Below are 23,539 nucleotides of genomic sequence, written 5' to 3' on the forward strand. Positions count from 1 at the left end.
ATTGGGTGTCTAATTATTGAGAGTCAAGTAATTGAGCGCCGAGTTATTCACCGTCAAACTGCACTAGGCTATTGACGCGAATGCCCATATTGTTGAGGCGCTGTAAGCCTCCCAAGGCAGGCAATGCGATCACAAAGGCCGCTTCTTGCACTTCACCGCCGCAACGACGTACTAATTTTACCGCCGCTTCTACCGTGCCGCCAGTGGCAAGTAAGTCATCGATAATCAACACTTTTTCACCGGGGGCGATGGCATCCACGTGAATCTGCAGCTTGTCTTGGCCGTATTCCAAGTCGTAGGCCACCTCAATCACTTCGCGCGGTAATTTATTGGGTTTGCGCGCCATAATAAAGCCCACGCCCAAGGCAGCGGCCACGGGTGCACCAAAGATAAAGCCACGGGCTTCTGTGCCCAGCACTTTGTTGATGCCGGCATCGCGATACAAGTCGACCAAGGCATCTATGCTGGCTTTGAAGGCGATGGGGTCTTCCACCAAACTGGTAATATCACGAAAAATCACCCCAGGCTTTGGATAATCCACAATGGCGGTGATGCTGTCAGCAATGAGTTTCAGCGTTTCTTGTTTCATAGCGTAGATTTCTTAGTAAAAAATTTCATAATAAAGGCTGCCTTAATGGACCCGCAAGGGTTGGCCCGACCAGACTCGCGCACCTTGATAGCAGGCTTGCAGCTGTGGGAACTGGGCATAATAAAACGCATGGCGGCTAGATTGTCTTAAAACTGTTGGGGATTATAACAGGATGCGCCGCCCACTGGGAGTCAACGCAAGATTGTTCTGCAGTTAACGTCCCCTTCCCGCTCGGTTAGCCAGTCAGACACCAAATCGCGAAAGGGGCAGAGATGCATATGCATCTCTGCCCCTATTGGAGTGCGCTCGCTCTTGATTTTTTAAGGCCCGCAGAAACCGGGCAACTCCTTACCCTGTTTTTCTAGCAACCGACACTGGCGGTTATCCACTCCATCCCCCATCGATAAGGTCTGAATGACAATGCCGCTGTTAGCGGAAACTGTGCTTGCTTGGGCCGGTAACAACATTAGGGTAAATACCGCCGCCAACATAAGTGAAGTCATGGCTTTCATAATGCTTCCCTCTTACCTAAGTGAGCAGCCCTGCCATCACACCTGTTGACCTTTCAGGTATCGAAAAATCAATAAACTCTAAGTGCCGTTGCCTGCAAGGCCTGAATTAATCAGTAGGGCCCATGCCCTTCCGTTATGGCAACAATGTCTAACGGTTACTTATTAAGACGCGGTGAGAGAGACATTTATTACAAAATATTATTATTTTTACACTCAGCACTCCCGCAATAATGCGGTAAACAGGCATCACCAACAAATTTCCGCGAGCTTAGGGCTTGGTTTTGTTGAGTTCCACTCCTGAAGAGTCAGGTATCAGGGGCAAGCGTAACATCCACAGCACTATCACCCCATAAACCAAGGCCAAGCCGATTCTTACGTACCAAAGCGGCATGAAATACATTGAAAATACAAAGCTGATGGCCATCATCCACAGTGCTCGGCGGCGAATAGGGGCTCGTATGCCTCGGTGAGTTTGCCAGTCGTGGATCAAAGGCCCAAACCACGGGTGATTCACTAACCAATAATGAATGCGCGGCGAGGACTTACTAAACAAAAAGGCGGCCAATAAAATAAAAGGTGTGGTGGGCATCACCGGCAAAAAGGCACCAATGATCCCTAACACCAAAGCCAGCCAGCCCAAAAAGGCAAATAATATGCGCATACTTTCTCCTAATCGCCGCAAGGCTCACCATAACAAAATCTGTGCCTCAAGGGCAGCAACATAGGCGCTTAAGGCCAGTAGCCACACGCCTCGTATCAGGCCTGCCAGGCTCGATAAATGTGCGAACCGTGTCGCCCATTTAATGCCGCTATTTAAAACCGCTTAGGACGTAATGGCAGCCCGCACCCGAATGCCTATCAATAGGCATAACAGGGTAGCCCTCAAAAACATCGTCAATATTAGCTGCCAACATGAGGGGCTATCATCAACGAAAACTGCTATTTTCGCCCTAAAAAGCGCAACAGCGCGGACTTTTTAATTTATTGCATTGGTTTTCGCTACAAAGCGTTTAAGCTAATCCTAGATTCTTCAGCTACTTGGTACTCAATCAGGCTTGTTTTAAGATAACGATAAAGCCATTACCTGCAGACGCCAGTAGCCTTGTCTCTTTATCTGGCCTTAAAAAGGATGGCCCTGCTCATGGAATTAACTCTGTTTTGGCTCGCCACCGCATTTACCGGCCTAATAACGCTACTGCCCTTGTGGCAAAACCCCGTTTGGTGGGTACGCGGCTTGGATTTCCCCCGCGTACAGTTTATCACTCTGATAGCCGCACTCACCCTACTCGTCTTATGGCGACTGGACATGAGCCAAGCCGCTCATTGGCCCTTGGTCATCTTAAATGTGGGTTATGTGAGTTATCACCTGTGGTGGATTTTGCCCTACACCCGTTTGTATCCTCACGAAGTGAAAACGGAAAGCGCCGCACAACCGCCACATATGCTGACCCTTCTTAGCGCCAACGTATTGGCCAGTAATCCCCATGCTGAGAGTTTGCTGGCCTTGGTGAAGCAGTATCAGCCGGATATCTTAGTCACCCTAGAGTCAAATTTATGGTGGCAGCAGCAGCTCTCGGTATTAGAAGCGGATTATCCTTATCTGATGCAATGCCCATTAGAAAATTTGTATGGCATGCATGTTTATTCACGCTTGCCGTTAAGCGATACCCACATTAGTTATTTAGTGGAGCAAGAAGTGCCCTCTATGCATTGTTTAGTGACGCTCACCGGCGGCTTACAAGTGCGCACACACTTTTTGCATCCAGCACCCCCTAGCCCTACCGAAAATGAAGAATCCGCACCGCGCGATGCAGAGCTGCTCGCCGTGGCGAAGAGCGTGGCCGAGTGCAAGGTGCCGGTGATCGTAGCTGGCGACCTTAACGATGTGGCCTGGTCACCGACAACCCGTTTGTTTAGAAAAATTAGCGGCTTACTGGACCCACGGATCGGGCGCGGCATGTTTAATACCTTTAATGCCCAGCACATTTTTATTCGCTGGCCGCTGGATCACTTATTTCACAGTGATCATTTTCGAGTAGTGAGTTTAAAACGCTTAAAACTGAAAGGCTCGGATCATTTCTCACTGCTCTCTTGCCTGAGTCTTAGGCCCCATACAGAAAATGGTCAGCCATTATTAGATTCCGACACGGCGGATCAAGAAACAGCCCAACAGAAGATGGCCCGAGAAGATATCTGCAAGAAAGACGTACCCGTACCGGAAAAATAATCGACCCTAGCTTGCCGAGGGGTGATTATCACAAGACGGCGTTGAGGAATTTGATTTGGCTAGCGCCGCTAATGCCTGAAACACCCGCAAGCTCGCATAGGCGTCATTCGCCGCATAGCGCAGCTGGCCGGACGTTAACTCAGGATTAGACCAATTAGACAGCGCCACGCGCTTAGACTTTACTAGGTATTGGCCCAACAAAATGGCGACCGCCGCTTGCAGTCCCACCGGATGCTGATAACCCAGTTGCTTTACCCGATTCGATAACTCATACAAGCCGGCTACTTCGATGCCGAGCTTACGCTGCAAGGGTCCACGGTCTGACTTTAAGCCAAACCCTACTTTGACTATCTGCTCTGAACTTAAGATATCCACCAGTAATTGATTGCTGGCGGCATCGTTTAAGGTAAATAAATACCCCCGCTTGTTGGAGGCTAATTGCACCAAGTGCGGCCCAGTGCTGTGCTCACCCACCTGAAAAGTGGGCTTACTCTCGGTATCAAAACCCACATAGTCGCACTGGCACAAATCTGCGCGGGCCAAGGCCACCTGTTCAGGCTCGGTCAGCAATTGAATATCTGACAATTCCAGCCCGTTAAAAGCAGGAAATTGCTGCATTTGGGCACGGGTTGGTCTTATTTTATACGCGGTGGGCTCTGTCATTGACGTGCTCTTGGTTGAATTCAGGGGATTAAAGCAAGCGGGGCTATATTGCTGGCTGCGAAATCTTAGCGTCACAACCACGCCTTGACCACAAAAAAACGGGATGCCACTGTATGAGTCGCATCCCGTTATTGGTCATATTTCGTTTTTTGAGCTTAAGCGTAGGATTAACACGCTATGCTGACTGAGCCGTAACTTACTGGCTAATCGTGGACAGCAGGGCTGGATTCGTCACTAAGTTTCTGACGCCATGAGCATGGTCTTCCTCGAACACGTTGCTCTTACACCACTGGCCTACGCTTGCAATATTGACCTTGGCTACCTTAGGCTTAACACTCCAAGAAACCTGAAAAGGTGAGCCCGCTTCGTTGAAGCTCGGGCCTGTGGTTGAACCCGCATATTCCACGGCGGTGCCCGTGTTGTCTGGTAGATTTAATGCCTGCTGTAGGCCATTTATCTCGCCATGCTGGGTTAAATCACCAAAATCCAACGCCTTAGCGTCATTCACCAGCACATACACTTGAGCTTGAACGCGCAATTGCGGATTCTTAATGGCGTCATTAAAACAGGCACCTAAGGTCGGGCCTGGCGTTATCTTGGCACTCGAATATACATAATGTACTTCTATGGTGTCGCCGGGCACTAGGCTGCTTTGCTCACTGGGGCATATTTCTTGCTCACTGGGCGCTAATTCCGCAGCTGTTAACTGGCCTGAATACTGATAGCCCCCCTGATACCCCTGACCATCGCCATTGCCTACGTAGGTGGTAAATTCACCGCCGGCATGCTCGGCGTTTTTGTGAAAATGAATATTACATAAATTCATGGCACTGGCGGGCGGTGCGGCATTAAATGCAATCGCGTTTTCTCCGGTCGTCACCCTAATATCGCGCGGCGATTGTGGACCAAAACCCTGACTGTCGGTATTTTTGGCCAGTTGTTGACGTTGCTCGGCAATCACCTGATCCGCCACTGCCTGTTTGGTCACTTCACTGTTAATGCTCGCAGGCACGTCTTTCGCGCTGACGTGGGTGGATAATAGCGCTGTGGTGACCAGTAAAAAAATGGTATTCATTTTCATGTTTGTATTTATTTCCCTGTTAGGTCTTGATTAATATTTTTTTAATTAATTTTTCAAAAACCATCTGAAATTTATCTTAGGCTTATCTCTAGCTTAAATCGGCCGTGAGGTTTATTTATCCTGCTCATGGCAAGTGAAGCCCACGCATTTTAACCATTTAAGCGGACAATGACCAGCCGCAGGCCAGAAGCCTACCGTGTGAGGTTTTTTTCATCACTTAATACTCGTTCATAAAAAGCACGTATTAGCAATGAGTAACGGGGGAGTTTAAGCTGGTCTTGTTAATATCACTGCCTGTGCGCACTATACTACTGACCTAATTCCTATAAATTAATATAAACTCACCATAACCATCTGATAAGCATAATAAAAAACCAACAGAGCTATTAAATTCTGAGGGTGAGGTCAGTAAATATTAACCATTATTTAAATGGCGCGCCGACTAAAATGGGCAAGGACTATGACCATGAATGGCTTCATCATTAGCAGGATGTACGAAATATAAATCGCTGGCGTGTAACAGCAAACGAGCGGCTAGTTGTTCACTGTGGGCACTCTGGTACAAGTCGCAGCCCAGAATAGGGTGGCCAAAGCTCAAGCTGTGAATGCGCAATTGATGGGTGCGCCCGGTGCGCGGCGTAAATTGCACCAAAGTCCGCTTCGGCTCGCTTAAGCGCCTTAATACCTGATATTCGCTGAGCGACACCTTGCCGGTGATAGGGCAAAGTTTTACTCGCGGAAAGAGCTGGGCATCTTTCGCTATCGCACCACTAATTTGGCCGTGCTCCTCCGTTACCCAGCCTTCTAGCATGGCAAGGTAGCGCTTTTGAATGGTGCCTGCTTGAAATTGCTGATTAAGGTGCTTGGCAGATGCGGCATTTAGCGCCACCACCATTACGCCAGAGGTACCCAAGTCTAAACGGTGGGGGAGCTTTGCCTCAGGGAAAGCCGAAGTAAACCCTGCTTGGCCGTACACTAAGCGCCCATGAACCAAGCGATGGTGTACCGAGTCCCAATTCTGTGGGTTTTTACCCGACAAACTGAGCAGTCCACTGGGCTTATCAATCAATAAAATATGTTCATCTTGATATAAAATCTGCACCCAATCGTCACATGGAGGCGCGACAAAGTCATCAACTAGACGGTGCGTCGGTGAGCCGACATTAGACATGTAAAATTCCCTGCTCTTGATGCGCAACGTCAGTCTTCATTAGCGGTATAAATTACGCTTAGGGTATGAGGTAGGTTTAATACTGAGGCGGTTCATATCTGCAAAATCAGCGAAGCATCTGCATCAAGAGAGCGAACTTGTACACAACTGACAGCAGAGTGTAGCAAACCGATATCGGCTGGATACACTCGCCATACTTTACAATAACTCGCTCCGCCACTTCATCTGCTAGCGTTTAGCCGCAGCACTTCTTAAACTTTTTACCACTGCCACAAGAGCAAGCTTCGTTACGGGCCGGTACTTTTTCAATCTTAACCGCCGCTTGCTTGGTCAGCTGCACGGTCAGCTCGCCAATTGACTCAACTGCACCCACGCGAGTGTCCAGCTCAATCTCTGCAAACAGCTCAGCTTGTGCAACCAAAGCTTCAACTTCCAGCTTACGGGCTTCGCTCGTTACTACTAGCATGAGCGGATATTTCTTGCTGCCGTTTCTTGGCTTAGCCTGAGTCTCATAGCCATATTTAATATGACTTTGACGTGCATCTTGGCGGCCTTTAAAGAAAAACTTATCTGACATGACATTATCCAACAGGGTAGAAACAAGCTGCAACCAGCGCACTGGTGCAGCAAAGCCGGCAGTTTAACACTTCTCACGCGTTACACGCAGCATTACCACCGCATGCCTAACGCACTTCGAAAATAGAAGTACGGCCAACAATCGATATTGGCCGACTACAACCGAGAGCTGACATCTAGCCTGTACATTTAACCCGCAACTCGGTTAACACTCGTTTATTTAAGCTGCAGCCCATTTAAAGAAGAGACGATGTCATACAGATCCGTGCGTCTGTCTTTCAAGTTGGTCACCGAGCCTTCGTTGCGCACTAAGGTCAGCTTTTCAAGATCCAAGTCCGAGAACATCATCATCTCGGTATTAGGCGTGGTTTCCGCCATTACCGCATCGTGGGGGAAGGAAAAATCCGACGGCGAAAATACCGAAGACTGCGCATACTGCACGTCTAAGTTTTGCACCTTAGGTAAGTTGCCCACACTGCCGGTGATCACCACATAACACTCGTTTTCAATGGCGCGCGCTTGGGCACAATGGCGCACTCGCAGATAACCGTTTTTGGTGTCGGTCCAAAATGGCACACAAATAATGTCCACTTCTTTGCTGGCGGCAATGCGCCCCAGCTCAGGGAATTCAATGTCATAACAAATCAGAATGGCCACGCGGCCCGCGTCCGTCTCAAACACTTCAAACTGATTGCCGCCTTCAATCACCCAGTCTCGACGTTCGTGGGGGGTAATATGAATTTTTCGCTGCTCATCAACTCGCCCATCGCGATGGCACAAATAGGAGACGTTATACACGCGATCATTTTCTATCAGCGGCATAGAGCCGGTAATAATGTTGATGTTATAGCTCACCGCCATTTCCGACATCCGATCCCGAAACTGCTGGGTGTATTCGGCCAAATAACGGATAGCACGGGTTTGATCCACCTGATCGGTTAAGCCCATCAAAGGTGCATTAAAAAATTCGGGAAACAGTGCAAAGTCACTCTTGTAATCGGACAGCGCGTCCACAAAGTATTCAACTTGCTCTAATACCTCATCAACCGAGGAGAATTCGCGCATTTGCCACTGTACCGCCCCCATGCGTACTTGAGTTTTCTTCTCATTCAGTACCGAAGACGGCGGCGTATACAAAATATTGCGCCACTCCAGCAAGGTCGCATAGCCCAGCGATTTTTTATCTTCTGGCAGATACTTGCGCATCAGGCGCGTTACCTGAAAATCATTGGCTAACTGAAAGCTCAGAATAGGATCGTAAATGTCTTTGCGCCCGACCCGCTCAATGTATTCTGCGGGCGTATACTGCTCGGCATGCTGAGAGTAACCGGGGATACGGCCACCAGCGAGAATGGCGCGCAAGTTTAGGGAGCGACACAGCTCTTTGCGCGCTTCGTACAAACGACGCCCCAAGCGAAAACCTCGATACTCTGGCTGAATAAACACATCTAAGCCGTACAAGGAGTCGCCCTTATCACTGTGCCTGATCTGTTCATTACTCAAGATCAAATCGTCATAAGTATGGGGGTTACTAAAGCGCTCATATTTCACCGACACCGTCAGCGCCACCGCCACCAGAATGCCGCTGTCTTCAATACAAATTTGCCCGTCTGGGAACTGTTCTACCAGCGCCTTGATGGTATCTTTGGGCCAAGCGCCACCGATATCGTGATACACACGATCCATCAGCACTTGTAGCTCGTCGTAGTCGTCAAGGGTTAGGTTGCGCAAATTAAGATGCAGGTCTTCAGGCTGAGTCATGCAGCAAGCTCCGGTAGAAAGTTAAATGAATGGGTAAATAAATCAGTGGCCAGCTTAGCAGAAGATGAAAGCCACTGCGCAAGCTCTGCAAAAAAGGGCCTGTTTTTTGCTCGCTACTCGCCACACAGCCGTTATGGTAATAATGCGCCAACCGCCCTGCCCTATAAAACACCCGCAATGTTAGGTAACCTCTTTAGCGATATATTGACTAAGCGTTAATCTGGCAGAACGTACAAAAGAACGCTAGATAAGCCCGCATTGAAAACTACCGAAAGAGGAAAATTACACATGGCAGACGATTTGTATCAAAAAGGCATCGCTAAAATTCAAGAGCTCACCGCCTCACCAGACGATAAGCCAACCGGTGACATGGATATCGGCGCCGCCTTTAGAGACATAGCGCCGGATCTAGAAAAATACGTGGTGGAATTTGCCTTTGGCGGCATTTATTCACGCCCCGGCTTAGACAATAAACAAAAGGTGCTGACCACCATTACCGCTTTGGTGGCGCAAGGTAAACCGCAAATTAAGATGCACATTAAAACTGGCTTAACGGTGGGGTTAACGCCCGAAGAAATAGTTGGCTGCATTATGCACTTGCTGCCCTACACTGGATTTCCAAGTGTGATCAATGCGTTAAGCGTGGCCAAAGAGGTATTTACCGAACTTGGCTTAACGGTAGATACCACAGGCGTCCAATAAATTAAAAGTATCGCTGCCCTAAAAAGTCATTGCTCTCTGTCATTGCTATCTATTGCGCATCCATAAGCTCATACTGAAATTGTTCTACATATTTCACGCCGCACACTGACTGCTTAAGCAGAGATATGTGCGTCGTCATCGCCACTAGACTGGCTTAGTTTGGCTTTATGTTTAAAGGAAAAGATCATGAGCAAAGGACAAGACAGCAAAAAAGACGTCAAGAAGAAACCGCTGCTAACGGCCAAAGAGAAAAAAGCACAAAAAGAAGCGAAAAAGACCAAGTAGTAATTAAAAGCAGTGATAAAAAAGCAGTGATAACAAGCACTGCTTTAGATGAGCGCCTTAGCCCAGCAAGGCGCTCAAAAATCATCTTATAGCGTGATGTGAGTGCCCAACAATGTCAGGAATCCCGCCAACCACGCCGGATGCGCTGGCCAAGCAGGTGCTGTTACCAAGTTACCCTCCACATGCACTGCCGCAACATCCAACTCTACATAACGGCCACCGGCCATTTCTACATCTGGGCCACAGGCCGGATAGGCAGCACATTCACGACCGTTCAAAATGCCCGCTGCCGCTAATAACTGCGGTCCATGGCACACGGCTGCAATGGGCTTTTTCGCATCATCAAAGGCTTGTACTAACTCCAGCACAGCTGCATTCAAACGCAGATATTCGGGCGAGCGACCACCGGGCACCACCAGCGCGTCATAATCCTCGGCTTTAACTTGTGCAAAATCAAAGTTCAGCACAAAGTTATGGCCAGGCTTTTCGCTGTAGGTTTGGTCGCCTTCAAAGTCATGAATCGCCGTGCGCACAAAGTCACCCGCTTTCTTATTAGGGCACACCGCGTGCACGGTATGACCGACCATCTGTAACGCTTGAAAAGGCACCATCACTTCGTAATCTTCTACGTAGTCACCCACCAACATTAAAATATTTTTAGCTGCCATTAGATGTTCCTTATGTAGTCTATAAAAACAAAAATTATAATAAGTACAATACTTAACAGCTTACATGGCAACTTGATATAGCTAAGATTAAGTTAAAATGAAGACTAGCTATTCTCACCTATGTTCTCGCCTATATTTTTAATAAACCGAGCAGGAACACCGGCAACTAGCGTATTGGCTGCGACATCTTTAGTTACAACTGAGCCTGCCGCTACTACTGCGTTTTCACCCACAGTAACACCGGGCAAAATGGTCACACCGGCACCCAGCCAGGCATTGTTTTTTATCAAGATCGATTTTAAATCCAGATTTTTTCTTTTGGTAGGATCGAGAGGATGGTTTTCAGTGATAAGACTGACCTTAGGCCCTATCTGCACATTATCTTCAATAGTGATACCTCCCATATCTAAGAAGCTACAATCATGATTGATAAATACCTTACGGCCAATTTTTGTGTGCTGACCAAAATTGGTATAAAACGGGATAAAAATTATCGAGCTAGCATCTATAGTGCTTTTAGTAATTTCGCTTAACCGCCCTCTTATTTGGTTTATATCTATCGAGCTATTAAGTGCGGGTAATAGTTTTATTGTTCTGGAGATCTGCGCCCAGACTTTCTTCATTTTCGGGTCATCATTATCAATCACGCCACCTGCCAGCATCTTATCGAATATATCTATTTTATCTTGGTTCATATTTTATTAACCACTATTAATCTTGGTTACAATTTTACAACAACATACTCATCTAAACTAATTATATTTTATACTTGCATTCATACATGGGCAGGCTGAGACTTGCGTACCCAGTTCGCCTAAGGCGGCAATCTCGCAGCTTGTCCGTGGTGTGACTGGGCAAAAAGCCACTGCGTTAGCATGGTTACCTCTTTGAATACTTCGTTGAGAGCCCTGTTGAATGACTTGCTGAATGCCCTGTTGAAGGCATAGCAGATGCCCCTTACCTCAAAAACAATCGAGTGTTAGAATGCCCACATCTCAACATTAATAGGAACCGTAATGAAATTCGTGATTTTAACTATCGTCATTTTAATAGTGGTATTTTACGTTGTTAGAAATTCCAATCATAAAAAAGCCGCGCAGGAAAACATTGCCATAGGCAACGAATTTTTAACCACCAACAAAGCTAATACAGAGGTGCAAGAAACCGCTTCTGGCTTGCAATATCAAATATTAAATAAAGGTGAAGGCGACACTCACCCTACTGCTGGCTCAACGGTAAAAGTGCATTATCATGGCACACTCTTAGACGGCACTGTATTTGATAGTTCAGTTGAGCGTAATGAGCCTATCAGCTTTCCGTTAAATCGCGTGATCAAAGGATGGACCGAAGGCGTGCAATTAATGGTGGTCGGTGACAAGTTTAAATTTTTTATTCCCTCTAGGCTCGCTTACGGCAACAGCCCAGCAGGAACTATAACACCGGGTTCCTTGCTTATTTTTGAAGTGGAACTGTTAGCCATCGAATAATTATAATCGAGCGTTATAATTCATGGGTACTCACTATCTTTATCATATTAATTAAAGTAATGAGTATCCATATAAACCTCATCTTCACTCTGCAAGTTCGCAACAGTTACGCCCCTTATCTTTGGCAAGATATAAAGCAGTGTCTGCACGTCGAAGTAGACTTTCAAAACTTTCATCTTGTTGATGCTCAGCCACACCCATACTGACAGTAATTGCAAAAGACTGGTGGCTCTTGGTCGTTTCTATTAAGTCGGAGTCTATTTTAAACGCATTACGCAATCGATTGGCGACCATTAATGCCGTATCGGATGACGTATTGGGTAATAACGCCACAAACTCCTCACCACCAAATCGACAAAAGACATCTTCTTCTCTTAGTATGTTCTGGGCTTCAGTCACGAATCGGCACAACACTTTATCGCCAAAATCATGGCCTAAATAGTCATTTACCTTTTTGAATTCATCGAGATCCATCATCAACACGCTTATCGGTAATTTATGACGCCGAGAGTAAGCCATGGCCTTTTCATAAAGAAGACCACATGATCGCCGATTAAGCGCACCGGTTAAAGGGTCGTGATTCGCTTGGTTATCAAGATCAGCTTGCAGGCGCTCGGTGGTCATCAATACCATGCCCAGCGTGATGGCAATCATTGAACACAATAACCACAGCAGCATAAAAGCGGCGACGCCATTGGGATTCAATAAGTCGACAATTTCTGGACTTTCACGAGCAATAAGGGCGCGTATCAAAAAAACCGCGCCATTAATGGCATAAATATATCCGGTGGCACGCACCGCAGGGGTGTTTTGTGTCGGAGAAAACAGTAAATCACGAGCAATCAGTAACGATAACACCGCCACCAGCACCGCATTACTAACGGCTTTTGTGGCCACTGAATACTGAGTTTGTGCGATTAGGATCAACACCAAACCAACAGCCGCCATACCGAGCAAAACCAAAAATCTTAACGGAGGCTTGCCCATAAAACGGCGAAAGCCATCCCAGCTCAAAATCAGACCAATAACGGCAAATAATTGTGCGGATGATAACAATGGCAGCCACTGAAGCTTGCCATAAGCAAAGATCATAACAAAGGTAATCACAGCGCTAACACCCGCCAAAAACCAGCGACTTAGCCCAGGTATCGCCAGATGCATGCGCCAAAGCAATAGTCTGGCGCCAGCGCAAAAGGCGGTTGCCAATGCAACGGCAACTAATAAGGTGTGAATATCCAACAGCATGATTAAATGATTACTCGATAAACGTAAAAAGTCGCGTCGGTGCTTAATCATGCACGCTGACTCGGTCAGTCGTAAAATAACGCCGCGCACAGCCGCACTTGTTTGTTAGAGAGAAGCGACAAGACCCCCATTTTAGACAAATCGCTTCAAACTGCTACTGGGTATTGCTAACAATTTTTGCGTAAAAATGGCATAGGTAACCGAGGCTTGCACATTAAAGGTGTCATATATGGAGTGGTTCGCCAGCGACTGGATGCAGGCTACCGGCGAATCTTTGGATCAGTTTAAATTGATAGCGGAACTAGAAGTCGAGCCCATTACAGGGGGATTCCCCGCGCAGGTGATGGGCGTAGGCCCTACTGAGCGGCGTGGGGCAACACCCCAGCTATTCGCCAACCTGATTGCCAGCGCACAAAGCGAGCTGATCATCTCTACGCCTTATTTTGTGCCCGATGCCACGCTACTCGAGTCGCTGCGCGCGGTGGCCCATCGCGGGGTGTCCGTGACGCTGATTTACCCTAAGGTGAATGACAGCTGGATTGTGTCTGCGGCCAGCCGGAGTTACTACCATCAGCTGCTTGATGCGGGTTGTGTTATCCATGAGTTTAAGGGCGGCCTGCTGCATGCAAAAACCCTAACTATAGATGGCTGCGTGAGCCTGATCGGTTCTTCAAATCTGGATTTGCGCAGCTTTGATCTCAATTATGAAAACAACATTCTGCTGCAAGACCCAGCCATTACCTTAGAAATTTTCGAACGTCAGCAAAGCTACATTGCCAGCTCTGACAGGGTGGAACTGAGCACTGTGCTTACGTGGCCCTACCACAGAAGGATCTGGAACAACGTTATCGCCACCATTGGCCCCGTGCTATAAGTAGTGCTGAGCGGGGTTGTACCTAGTCGGCATTATGAACCTGCTGCCACTGGGTTCTCTCTAGTGATTTCTGTTGATTACTACTCAATTAATGTCGTTATTTAGAGAAGTGTAAGGTTTTTTCTTGTATCTTCCACTGCTAATCCAACCCAGTGCAGATTTATTGCTGAGCTGTTATTGCGCTGTTAACAAGGTGTTATTAAGGACCCTCATCTATGATCACAGTACTACTCCTGATTGCCATTATCGCTTTTATCGTGGTGGCAACGGCTAAATTCAAACTACACCCTTTTCTTACGCTGCTATTGGCCGCTTTTTTACTGGCATTTTTTAGTGGCCTACCCATTGCTAATACCGCGAAAACCATCAGTGATGGCTTTGGTGGCATATTAGGCTATATCGGTCTGGTTATTGTACTGGGCACCATTATCGGCGTAATGCTAGAAAAAAGTGGTGCCGCCATCACCATGGCCGAAGCCGTGATCCGCGTGTTAGGACCAAGATTTCCTACCTTAACCGTATCGATTATCGGCTATTTAGTGTCTATTCCCGTTTTTTGTGACTCAGGTTACGTGATTTTAAACTCACTTAAGCAGTCTTTAGCCAATCGCATGCGGGTGTCCAGTGTTGCTATGAGTGTGGCCTTGGCCACCGGTTTATATGCAACCCATACTTTTGTGCCGCCAACCCCAGGCCCCATTGCGGCCGCAGGTAATTTAGGTCTTGAGTCAAGCTTAGGGTTGGTGATTGGTGTCGGTTTATTAGTGTCTGCGTGTGCCGCTTTGGCGGGCTTGTTGTGGGCAAACCGCTTTAAGAATGAGCAGCCGGATGGTGAAGGTGCAGAAGAACTGGTAGAAAAAGCCGAAGAGTTCGAAGCAATGAAGCAGCGCTATGGCGTATTGCCTAATACCTTTAATTCCTTTGCGCCTATTTTTGTGCCAATTTTGCTAATTTGCTTAGGCTCTGTGGCTAACTTCCCATCAGAGCCTTTGGGTAAAGAAGGTATTTATCAGCTGCTTAACTTTTTGGGTCAGCCGCTGAACGCCTTGCTAATTGGTTTATTTTTATCGTTTGGCCTGCTCAAAGGCGCCAATAAGTTGGAACAGTTTAGCGAGCATATTGCCAGTGGTTTAGTGTCGGCCGCGCCCATCTTGCTGATTACCGGTGCCGGTGGTGCTTTTGGCGCTGTGATTAAAGCCACGGATGTGGGCAGCTATTTAGGCATGACCTTGTCTGGCTTAGGGGTAGGTATATTTATGCCCTTTATTGTGTCGGCGGCACTTAAGTCGGCTCAGGGTTCTTCTACGGTTGCACTGGTGACTACCTCTGCGTTAGTCGCGCCTATGCTGGGTGACATTGGTTTGGGTAGTGAGATGGGCCGAGTGTTAACCGTAATGGCCATCGGTGCAGGTGCCATGACGGTATCTCATGCTAACGACAGCTTCTTTTGGGTGGTGACTCAGTTTAGTAAAATGAGTGTGCCCCAAGCTTATCGTGCGCAAACCATGGCGACCTTAGTACAAGGGGTCACCGGCATGACAGTGGTGTACATACTCTCGTTGATCTTGCTGTGACATGTAAACCTAAGCTTGGTTAGCCCTTACTTTTAGTTAGCCCTGACATAGATTAATCGTAAGCTACTTATGCTGTATTAGAATAAAGATAAGGCCAGCGCTATGCTGGCCTTATTTATTGGTGCACGGCTGTGGTGCGGCTTTCGAGAGTCATACAAATCTAAGTAAAAAATATGACCTATCTCTTAATTTCGGTGAAGAGGAGCTCAGCACGGTTTGTTTACCTTGTAGCCGTCAACTTGTTCGACGGGCCAGCTTCGCTGGCTGTTTTAAAACATAAAACCGTGGCGAAGCAGGATGATATGATCTGTTAGATTTCCAGATGGTATCAATTACACGTTCACGATTACCAATTCTGTGCGCTAAAACTACAGTACATAGCTTGTGGGTTGAACGGGTGTTGATAAGCGTTGCCGCTGCATAGCCCATACAATGAGGAGGAATGAAGATGCCAAATAGCGAACTTCCAGATAAACCTACCACTCACGACATGGCCGATACACGCACTGCGTGGGCGGAAGACCGCACCCTACTGGCGAACGAGCGAACCTTTGCCGGATGGATGAGAACGGGTATGGCCGCCATCGCACTGGCGCTGGGGTTGAAAGCCGTATTCAAAGACACCAGCTACACGCTTATTGCCAAAGGAGCCGCTGAAATTTTCATTCTTGTGGCTATTCTCATCTTTTGGGCCGCAGCGTCGCAATCCCGTAAAACTCAAAGCGCATGAACACCCATGATATAGAAGCACAATCACATAAACGGATGATGATACTCGCCAGTTTACTGACTTTCTCAGCCCTAGTGACAGGCGTGATCCTCTGGCTGTTGTGATAGATTCTGCTGCTACAAATCGGTGCTCAATGTTTGGATAATCAAGGTTTGGGTAATACAGGCGCGGGTTTTAGAAACGAGGCGGGATCAATAGGCCCGCTTAAGTAAATCCCAAAGTGAAGATGCGGAGGCGTGGTGCGGGCGTTACCGGTATTACCCACGTATCCGAGGATGTCGCCTTTGTTAACTTTGTTGCCGGACTCAATCGCAAATGAATCCAAGTGCGCATAGTAATAACGGGCACCACTAAATCCCAGCATGGTGCCCGATAGCCACACATGATTGCCACCAATACCACCCGTGCCCGTACGAACACGGCCGTCAGTCACGGCTATAACAGCTGTGCCCCTCTTCGCAAAAATATCCACGCCGTGATGCGCTCGGGCACCGCCATCGCGCGGGGCGCCAAAGCGGCTACCAATATCGCGCTGCGAAGCATTAGCTACCGGAAATGGCAAAGAGCCGCCCTGAGCGATGGCCAGTATATACTCCACTTGGCCGAATAACTCCGGTTGCAGCACAATGCGATACTCGCCCGTTTGCGAGACCACTCGGCTCCCCATTACGCCATCGGCGCTCAACCCCGCTAAGGTTGACCAACCTTGGTCATCACTGTGACGTTGCTCCAGGCTGGCGTACAACCTGCTACCCGCAGTGTCTGCACGAGAGAGTTGCCAAACCAGTTTGGTTCCCTGCTCAAGCGCCATCTGATACACATGCGCGTTAACCTGATCCGCATTGAAGACATTAGCGGTGCGATAGCGACTGCCTACCCGCACCGGCTGCTTACTCGCCCGCTCCACAGCACCTGTCCATTGCTGACCCAGAGGGCTGTTTAATAGCCCAGCCATGCGCAAACGCCACACAAAAATATCTCTCGGTGACCAGCCCAACAGCTCGAAGGCAAGGTAGCGAGCACCACGTTCGCTACTGTTAAACGCGGTCTGTCGCCAATCATCACGCACCACCAACACCCCTATTAGCAGTACTAACAGGCCCAAGAGTAGCCAAGGGCGCAACCTACGCTTTCTGGGTGTTATTGGCTGTTCTGATTTAATAGGGTTAACACTCGCAGAGTCTGCAGCGTGTGGATTATCGGGTACTTGGTATGGGTCATTCATATCAATATTCACCCTCTAGTCATGGTGGCCAGTGCGTCACCCTAACGTCATAAAACCCATAGCCTGGGTTGATGGCCATTATCAGAAAGCAGATTGAACTGCATAGCCAAATAGGATGCAAATTCAGGATTTAAACTATGATAACCATTAACAGTAAACATGTTTTCAAAAGCTAACTTGCGATTAAATACCTGTAAAAATATCTTACACACTGCTGAAAAATCATCGCGCAATACTAGCCGCCTCGAACCTAAGGATAGTTAAATGAGTGATCTGGAAGCTAATCAAAATAAGGCCGCCGAAAAGCAAGCTCAGGAAGCCGCAGATGAACAAGAAGCGCGCGCCAGAACTCAAGAACGCGAGTCCCGTGAACGCACACCTACCTCAAGCGAAAAGTCATTAACGCGCAAAGAGCGGGCTGCGGTGGCTGAACATGGCCATTTATCGGCGTTGACGGTTTACTCCATCATACTGCGCGAGGGCGAGGAGGAACTGCAACGGCCAAAAGCATCACTGTGGTGGTCCGGCGTGGCCGCGGGAATTGGGATATCCACCTCGGTTATTGCTGAGGGCGTGATCCGCTCCAATCTAGGCTCTGACCACCCCTACCTGACCTTGATTGAAAGTCTGGGCTACACATTCGGGTTTGTGCTGGTAATACTCTGCCGGCTGCAACTGTTCACCGAGAACACCATCACTGTCATATTACCGGTGCTGGCTGACCCTACGCGCAACCGCTTCTATTGCGTGGCGCGCCTGTGGGGGATTGTATTGTTAGCTAATTTTATTGGCACCTTTTTAACCGCCGCCATTGGCGTACACGGGGGTATTTTCCCGGCCGACATTCTGGCGGCGATCCTAGAGATTTCTCATCACGTGGCAAGCCTGACCCCCACCGAGGCTTTTTTACGGGCCATTCCCTCGGGCTTTTTTATTGCAGCTTTAGTGTGGATGCTGCCTTCAGCGAAGGAATCAGTGGTGTTAGTCATAATCATGTTTACTTGGCTGATCGCAGCCGGGGGTTTTACTCACGTGATTGCCGGTTCCAATGAAATTTTCACGCTGGTACTTAACGGCGATATGACTATCTTTACCGCCTTTATCTACCATATTTTGCCAGTGCTGATCGGCAATATTCTCGGCGGTACCGGTTTGTTCGCGATGCTGGCTTACGGTCAGGTTCATGAAGAAATGTAAGGAGGCAAACTCGTAGCATTAGTAGCAAGCGTTTTTGGGCAGGATAACTGCCCTATACGTTTAAGGTTAACCCTGCGGGTTGCAGGCTTTCTTGCCAAGCTCAGCACTGTGGTTTGCAACCGCGCCCTGCCCTTTGTTTTTTGCACTTGCTTCCACCTGCGCCAAAAATTCCCCTATATGCACAAATGCCGCTTCTGCCTCCGGTAGCAGTGGCGTAAATAAGTGCCACACATGCACCATATCCGGCCAGCTTTGCACGGTCACCGATGAGCCCGCCGCCTGCGCCTTTGCTGCATACTGTTGGGCATTTTCCAGTAGTAACTCAGATTCACTGACCTGTATCAGGGTTGGCGGCAGCTGGTGTAGGCTCCCTCGCAGCGGAGACACCTGCGGGCTGCTGGGCAATGTTCGCATACTCAACACCGCGACCAACCATCGCAGCGGTAAGGGTATGCGCATCAGTTTCTCAAGGCTGGGGCCCAACATGACATCGGCTTTTAGCTTGGCTCGTGTGCTCTGCAAGGTGAGCATAAGATCCGTGGAGGGCGACAGAGCAAGCGCCGCATTGGGGGCGCGCAGCCCCTGATCTCGTATCCAGGCTATCAGCACCAAGGCGTGACTGCCGCCGGCAGAGTCTCCAGCCACGACTACAAAATCGGCCGGCGCCTTTGCGTTTGGGCCGTTATCGAGCAGCCAACGATAAGTCTGCTGACAATCGCTAATGCCGTCCAGATAACGATTTTCCGGCATCAGTCGGTAATCAATGGCGAACACACAAGCGTTGGCCAATCTCGACAACCGATCAGTAATGGCGCGATGACTTTTCGGACTACCAGCAATCCAAGAGCCGCCATGAATATAAAGAATTCGGCGGTTAGGGGCGGCTCCGGGTGCCATCACCCATTCCCCCTTGGGCGCGCCGTTTACAGAAGGCCGGATGCTTGAGATAACGTCCAAACCATCATTCATGCTATCCATGCAGCGGCGCAGCACTTTTATCCGAGCTCGACCACGTAAGCCCTCCGTCGCGGCGTGCATAGCATTAATTTTTTCAAGCACTTTGCGGTGGCTTTCGTTTAGTGGCGGAGGGGGAGAATGCTGGCTCATAGTCAGTAACTTAAACAGGCTCAGCGCTAACCTGTTGCAAGGTCTGTAGCCAAGCATTGGGCTCTTGAGCGCCAGAGATCAGGTATTTACCGTTGATAATGAACGCCGGCACAGAAGTCACCCCCGCCTGCTGGTATCTGGCTTCATCTGCTCGTACCTTTGCTGCATATTGATCAGACTCCAATACCTGCTTGGCGGCTACTGAGTCCAGCCCCAGCGCGGTAACGCAGTCTAAGAGCACTTGATGATCCGAGACGTCTAGCGCTTTGCCAAAATACACATCAAACAGCGCTTGCTTCATGGCGGTTTGCTGACCTTGCTCACCGGCCCATTTAACCAAACGGTGTGCATCAAAGGTATTGCAGGTACGTCGCAGCTGGATGTTATCGAAGTTAATGCCAAGATCCTTGGCAATCGTCATCATATGACTCTGATTGTCACGCATCTCCGCCTCGCTCCGCCCGTACTTTTTCGCCAATGCCGGCAAGATAGGCTCACCCTGACCGCTATGGTCGGGGTTGAGTTCAAAGGCATGCCACTGCACCGTGAACGTATATTCGGATGCCAACTGTTGCATGGCCCGCTCCAGTCGGGCATAGCCGATAGCACACCAAGGGCAGGCGATATCGGAAACAATATCTATCTGTATTTTGTTCATCATGAGTCCTATCAATATGTGCAGGTATTATAAAAATTCGCGGCTGACGTTGACCACCCGCCCTCCTACGGTGCGCTGTATCTTGTCTTCAATCTGGCTGCACTGGGATTCGACCTCGCGCTTCGAATTCGCCACCACCACAAATGACCATTCGCTGGCATCGTGGCGATCGTGGTCGCCACTCTCACACACCGCCACTGTAGGGCTGCGGCCAAACCGTTCATGCATGCCGCCGATGCGCTGGCGCTTTTCTTTTAAAGAGCCACATCCTGGCAGCGAAAATGTCATGATTAGAATACCGATATGCATGTCTGCTCCAGCTATTAGGGTAAACCACACTTAACGATGATTGATCAATGGGTCGCTTTCTCTCCCCACACTTCTTTTAACCGTGCGTCACGCCCACAATTCCAGCGATAAACCTTATAGCGAAGGGGGCTTTTCTTATAGAAGTCTTGATGGTAAATCTCATCGCCTTTAATGGGATAGAATATCGATGAAGCTAGAATTGGCGTCACAACTTTTTTATTGGGGAACTGCTTTTCCACTGCTCTTTTCGTCTGTTCTGCAATCTGCCTTTCTTCATCATTGGCCACAAAAATTGCACTTAAATAACTGGTACCTTTATCACAAAATTGCCCCTTATCATCAAAGGGATCAATGTTAACCCAGTAATAATCCAACAACGCTTTATAGCTTACTTTGTTAGGATCATAGGTTATTTCAACGGCTTCAAAATGGCCATCATGGTTACCGTTGTAAGTCGGATTCTTTAAGTCCCCACCGGTGAATCCTGAGATAACATCGGTGACACCTTCAAGCTGCTCAAAATCAGATTCCATACACCAGAAACATCCTCCAGCCAAGATGGCTTTATCTGCCACGGCATGAAAGGAAAGGGGCACTAAGCTGGCCGCTAAGGTCATCAATGCGAGGGTGTTTTTCATAACGTTCTCCTGTATTGGTGAGACTGTTAGATTATCGCTTACCAAATAATGACCCTAAAACACCTCGGATAAGCTGGCGGCCAATCTGACTGCCGATACTTCTTGCCGCGCTTTTTACCATAGCTTCAATTGGAGTTTGCCTAGTAGTTTGCCTTGCTGCTGGTTTTTTAGCGTCTCTTTCGGCTTGTTTCTGGGCGGCTTGCTGAGCTTCAATATAGGCGGTTGACTCTGCGAGTTTTTCGGCTTTTTGCTTCAATAGCTCGTAAGCCGACTCACGGTCGACGGTGTTATCGTAACGGCCTTTGTAGGGTGAACGCATCATGTATTCAGCACGCTCCGCATCGGTTAACGGCCCAACCCGCGACTCAGGTGGTTTAATATAGACATGCTCCACCGGTGTTGGTTTTCCCTCTGCATCCAGCACAGAGACCAAGGCCTCTCCTACCCCCAGCTCGGTGATGAGCTGCTCGGTATTAAGGTTAGGGTTTTGTCGGAACGAAGCCGCGGAGGCCTTGACCATTTTTTTATCTTTTGGGGTAAATGCGCGAAGCGCATGTTGAATTTTCATCCCCAATTGGCCGAGAATTTTCTCCGGTATGTCCGTCGGACTCTGAGTGACGAAGTATACACCTACACCTTTGGAGCGTATCAGCCGCACCACCTGTTCGATTTTGTTAACCAGCACATCCGCCGCACCATCAAATATCAGATGCGCCTCATCAAAAAATAAGACAAATTTCGGTCGGTCCCCATCGCCGACTTCCGGCAGGCTTTCAAATAATTCCGCGAGTAACCAGATTAAAAAGCAGGCATATAATTTCGGTGACTGGTGTATTAGCTTGGTCACATCCAGCACGTTAACTAGGCCGTGACCGGAGAAGTCGGTCTTAATTAAATCATTCAGCTCAATGGCCGGTTCATTGAAAAAATGCTCTGCCCCCTGCTCTTCCAACACCAATAATTTACGTTGAATGGCACCAATGCTGGATGACGATATATTGCCGTACTCACTCTTCAACTCACTGGCGTTATCAGCCAACCAAGATAACATTGCACGCAAATCTTTGAGATCAAGCAGTAGCCAGCCATTATCATCAGCCACCTTAAAGCAGGCATATAAAACGCCACTCTGAGTATCATTTAACTCTAACAGACTGCCGAGCAGCAAAGGGCCCATCGCAGATATGGTGGTGCGAATGTGATGGCCTTGAATGCCAAACAAATCCCAAAACACCGTGGGTACGGAGCGAAATTGATAATCTGCAATGTGCAGTTGCTGTACCCGCGCATCAATTTTGGGATGGGGTCTGCCGGGTGCGGCTAAACCGGAGAGATCGCCTTTCACATCCGCCAGAAAAACCGGCACCCCTAACCGTGAGAAGTTCTCGGCCAAGTTTTGTAAGGTAATGGTTTTACCCGTCCCTGTAGCGCCAGCAATCAAGCCATGACGATTCGCCATGCTCGCATCCATCCTAAAATGACCGCTAGCATTGCCACCGATTAACAAACTGGGCTTATCACTCATCGAGTTCTCCATTATGAAAGTAATTATATATTTCTCATGCGAGTGGTATCATTCGGCAAACCTCTTCAGTGACCGCACGAAAATTCAGTTTTGGTAGATTGGTGACCTTACCGTTAATAATAACCTCTGGTAACTGAACGAATAATTCTTCCCCCTGCTCTACTGGTGTTAAAACAGTACGTATGTAATATAGGCGCTTTCCTGTTAGTCGATGTCCAAACCACGCCCCCTCATGAAGCGTGTCCTTTGCTCCTCGAAACTCTAGGCTTGGATCAAACGCATATCGATCAAGCTGACCCATTGTTGATATTCTTTTTACATCGCCAGTAATTGGCGCGGCCTCAGTAGAAGTACATTTCCTCACCCCGTTTTCTACTTTACAGAATATCTCGTACTCCACAGAAGTCATTGAAACCGTTTTAGGCAGTGATGAACCCACCCCAAACTTCACCCTTGGTTCGATAAAACGAAAAGTAGCTGCATCATCTAATTCTAGAGTCATGCATAGTGCAGCCGTATTACTAGGAAGTGTTAAAGGTCTGTCACCACAAATTTCAAATGTCATGGGCACATCGTCAAGCGTAATGCCGACATAGGTAGGAACCCCAGAATCTATACGCAACCGACTGTCTCCGGATATCGATGGTTTATAAAACGTCGCCACTTGACAGTTCATACAGCCGGAAAGAGTAAGAGTGCCAATAATCAAAGCGATGCAAAATTTCATGGTATCTA

General features: G+C 48.3%; 25 protein-coding genes. 7 read left to right on the top strand and 18 right to left on the bottom strand.

Going from position 1 to position 23,539, the window contains the following annotated elements; all coding sequences use genetic code 11:
• Positions 1-43 precede the first annotated feature (43 nt).
• The 3 genes from apt to R0134_RS08440 form a co-directional block, all read right to left on the bottom strand.
• A complete protein-coding gene (apt, locus tag R0134_RS08430) occupies positions 44-589 on the bottom strand; it encodes an adenine phosphoribosyltransferase (RefSeq protein WP_319781429.1) in 546 nt (181 codons plus the stop codon).
• Positions 590-909: 320 nt separating this feature from the next.
• Positions 910-1,101, bottom strand: coding sequence for a hypothetical protein (locus R0134_RS08435; RefSeq protein WP_319781430.1), 192 nt, complete (start codon positions 1,099-1,101; stop codon positions 910-912).
• A 268-nt stretch (positions 1,102-1,369) separates the two neighbouring features.
• Positions 1,370-1,762: a YbaN family protein gene (locus R0134_RS08440; protein WP_319781431.1), complete on the bottom strand. Its 393-nt coding sequence runs from the start codon at positions 1,760-1,762 to the stop codon at positions 1,370-1,372.
• Positions 1,763-2,242: 480 nt separating this feature from the next.
• Between R0134_RS08440 and R0134_RS08445 the strand changes: the two genes are divergently transcribed.
• Positions 2,243-3,328: an endonuclease/exonuclease/phosphatase family protein gene (locus R0134_RS08445; protein WP_319781432.1), complete on the top strand. Its 1,086-nt coding sequence runs from the start codon at positions 2,243-2,245 to the stop codon at positions 3,326-3,328.
• 6 nt (positions 3,329-3,334) lie between these two features.
• On the opposite strand, the gene R0134_RS08450 is transcribed toward R0134_RS08445, so the two are convergent.
• From R0134_RS08450 to R0134_RS08470, 5 genes are all read right to left on the bottom strand, one after another.
• On the bottom strand, positions 3,335-3,991 hold the full coding sequence (locus tag R0134_RS08450; protein WP_319781433.1) for a 3'-5' exonuclease: 657 nt from the start codon (positions 3,989-3,991) through the stop codon (positions 3,335-3,337).
• Positions 3,992-4,187: 196 nt separating this feature from the next.
• Positions 4,188-5,072 carry a delta-class carbonic anhydrase gene (locus tag R0134_RS08455; RefSeq protein WP_319781434.1) on the bottom strand — a complete coding sequence of 295 codons (885 nt, stop codon included), beginning with the start codon at positions 5,070-5,072 and terminating at the stop codon, positions 4,188-4,190.
• Between the two features lie 442 nt (positions 5,073-5,514).
• Entirely contained in the window at positions 5,515-6,243 is a 729-nt protein-coding gene (locus R0134_RS08460; RefSeq protein WP_319781435.1) for an RluA family pseudouridine synthase, read from the bottom strand.
• A 235-nt stretch (positions 6,244-6,478) separates the two neighbouring features.
• The gene (locus R0134_RS08465) at positions 6,479-6,820 is read right to left on the bottom strand and encodes a PBPRA1643 family SWIM/SEC-C metal-binding motif protein (RefSeq protein ID WP_319781437.1); all 342 of its coding nucleotides are present in this window, start codon (positions 6,818-6,820) and stop codon (positions 6,479-6,481) included.
• Between the two features lie 215 nt (positions 6,821-7,035).
• Positions 7,036-8,580 carry a bifunctional GNAT family N-acetyltransferase/carbon-nitrogen hydrolase family protein gene (locus R0134_RS08470; protein ID WP_319781439.1) on the bottom strand — a complete coding sequence of 515 codons (1,545 nt, stop codon included), beginning with the start codon at positions 8,578-8,580 and terminating at the stop codon, positions 7,036-7,038.
• Between the two features lie 288 nt (positions 8,581-8,868).
• Between R0134_RS08470 and R0134_RS08475 the strand changes: the two genes are divergently transcribed.
• A complete protein-coding gene (locus tag R0134_RS08475) occupies positions 8,869-9,282 on the top strand; it encodes a carboxymuconolactone decarboxylase family protein (RefSeq protein WP_319781440.1) in 414 nt (137 codons plus the stop codon).
• Between the two features lie 371 nt (positions 9,283-9,653).
• Here the strand turns inward: R0134_RS08475 and R0134_RS08480 are convergent, their stop codons facing one another.
• Both R0134_RS08480 and R0134_RS08485 read right to left on the bottom strand, forming a co-directional pair.
• A complete protein-coding gene (locus tag R0134_RS08480) occupies positions 9,654-10,235 on the bottom strand; it encodes a DJ-1/PfpI family protein (protein ID WP_319781441.1) in 582 nt (193 codons plus the stop codon).
• 104 nt (positions 10,236-10,339) lie between these two features.
• Complete coding sequence (locus R0134_RS08485; RefSeq protein ID WP_319781442.1) at positions 10,340-10,930, bottom strand: DapH/DapD/GlmU-related protein; 591 nt, start codon at positions 10,928-10,930, stop codon at positions 10,340-10,342.
• Between the two features lie 321 nt (positions 10,931-11,251).
• On the opposite strand from R0134_RS08485, the gene R0134_RS08490 reads away from it, so the two are divergent.
• On the top strand, positions 11,252-11,722 hold the full coding sequence (locus R0134_RS08490; RefSeq protein ID WP_319781443.1) for an FKBP-type peptidyl-prolyl cis-trans isomerase: 471 nt from the start codon (positions 11,252-11,254) through the stop codon (positions 11,720-11,722).
• Between the two features lie 84 nt (positions 11,723-11,806).
• Here R0134_RS08490 and R0134_RS08495 read toward each other — a convergent pair whose 3' ends face one another.
• The gene (locus tag R0134_RS08495) at positions 11,807-13,018 is read right to left on the bottom strand and encodes a GGDEF domain-containing protein (protein WP_319781444.1); all 1,212 of its coding nucleotides are present in this window, start codon (positions 13,016-13,018) and stop codon (positions 11,807-11,809) included.
• A 178-nt stretch (positions 13,019-13,196) separates the two neighbouring features.
• On the opposite strand from R0134_RS08495, the gene R0134_RS08500 reads away from it, so the two are divergent.
• The 3 genes from R0134_RS08500 to R0134_RS08510 all read left to right on the top strand — a co-directional run bounded on the left by R0134_RS08500 (position 13,197) and on the right by R0134_RS08510 (position 16,145).
• Positions 13,197-13,841 (top strand): phospholipase D-like domain-containing protein, encoded by a 645-nt coding sequence (locus R0134_RS08500; protein WP_319781445.1) that lies wholly within the window; start codon positions 13,197-13,199, stop codon positions 13,839-13,841.
• Between the two features lie 215 nt (positions 13,842-14,056).
• Positions 14,057-15,415 carry a GntP family permease gene (locus tag R0134_RS08505; RefSeq protein ID WP_319781446.1) on the top strand — a complete coding sequence of 453 codons (1,359 nt, stop codon included), beginning with the start codon at positions 14,057-14,059 and terminating at the stop codon, positions 15,413-15,415.
• A gap of 448 nt (positions 15,416-15,863) precedes the next feature.
• On the top strand, positions 15,864-16,145 hold the full coding sequence (locus R0134_RS08510; RefSeq protein ID WP_319781447.1) for a DUF202 domain-containing protein: 282 nt from the start codon (positions 15,864-15,866) through the stop codon (positions 16,143-16,145).
• A gap of 145 nt (positions 16,146-16,290) precedes the next feature.
• On the opposite strand, the gene R0134_RS08515 is transcribed toward R0134_RS08510, so the two are convergent.
• A complete protein-coding gene (locus R0134_RS08515) occupies positions 16,291-17,370 on the bottom strand; it encodes a M23 family metallopeptidase (RefSeq protein ID WP_319781448.1) in 1,080 nt (359 codons plus the stop codon).
• Between the two features lie 264 nt (positions 17,371-17,634).
• Here R0134_RS08515 and R0134_RS08520 point away from each other — a divergent pair, with 264 nt between their 5' ends.
• Positions 17,635-18,567: a formate/nitrite transporter family protein gene (locus R0134_RS08520; protein ID WP_319781449.1), complete on the top strand. Its 933-nt coding sequence runs from the start codon at positions 17,635-17,637 to the stop codon at positions 18,565-18,567.
• A gap of 66 nt (positions 18,568-18,633) precedes the next feature.
• Here R0134_RS08520 and R0134_RS08525 read toward each other — a convergent pair whose 3' ends face one another.
• Genes R0134_RS08525 through R0134_RS08550 form a run of 6 tightly spaced genes read right to left on the bottom strand, consistent with a single transcriptional unit; the run spans position 18,634 to position 23,531 of the window.
• Positions 18,634-19,674 (bottom strand): alpha/beta hydrolase, encoded by a 1,041-nt coding sequence (locus R0134_RS08525; protein ID WP_319781450.1) that lies wholly within the window; start codon positions 19,672-19,674, stop codon positions 18,634-18,636.
• A gap of 10 nt (positions 19,675-19,684) precedes the next feature.
• Positions 19,685-20,332, bottom strand: coding sequence for a DsbA family oxidoreductase (locus R0134_RS08530; RefSeq protein ID WP_319781451.1), 648 nt, complete (start codon positions 20,330-20,332; stop codon positions 19,685-19,687).
• A 27-nt stretch (positions 20,333-20,359) separates the two neighbouring features.
• Positions 20,360-20,641 carry a DUF503 domain-containing protein gene (locus tag R0134_RS08535; RefSeq protein WP_319781452.1) on the bottom strand — a complete coding sequence of 94 codons (282 nt, stop codon included), beginning with the start codon at positions 20,639-20,641 and terminating at the stop codon, positions 20,360-20,362.
• A gap of 44 nt (positions 20,642-20,685) precedes the next feature.
• Positions 20,686-21,279 carry a peptide-methionine (S)-S-oxide reductase MsrA gene (msrA, locus tag R0134_RS08540; RefSeq protein WP_319781453.1) on the bottom strand — a complete coding sequence of 198 codons (594 nt, stop codon included), beginning with the start codon at positions 21,277-21,279 and terminating at the stop codon, positions 20,686-20,688.
• Positions 21,280-21,310: 31 nt separating this feature from the next.
• The gene (locus R0134_RS08545; RefSeq protein WP_319781455.1) at positions 21,311-22,804 is read right to left on the bottom strand and encodes a helicase HerA-like domain-containing protein; all 1,494 of its coding nucleotides are present in this window, start codon (positions 22,802-22,804) and stop codon (positions 21,311-21,313) included.
• Positions 22,805-22,838: 34 nt separating this feature from the next.
• Positions 22,839-23,531 (bottom strand): hypothetical protein, encoded by a 693-nt coding sequence (locus tag R0134_RS08550; RefSeq protein WP_319781457.1) that lies wholly within the window; start codon positions 23,529-23,531, stop codon positions 22,839-22,841.
• Positions 23,532-23,539 lie beyond the last annotated feature (8 nt).

The organism is Oceanisphaera sp. IT1-181, assembly GCF_033807535.1.
Lineage (GTDB): Bacteria > Pseudomonadota > Gammaproteobacteria > Enterobacterales > Aeromonadaceae > Oceanimonas.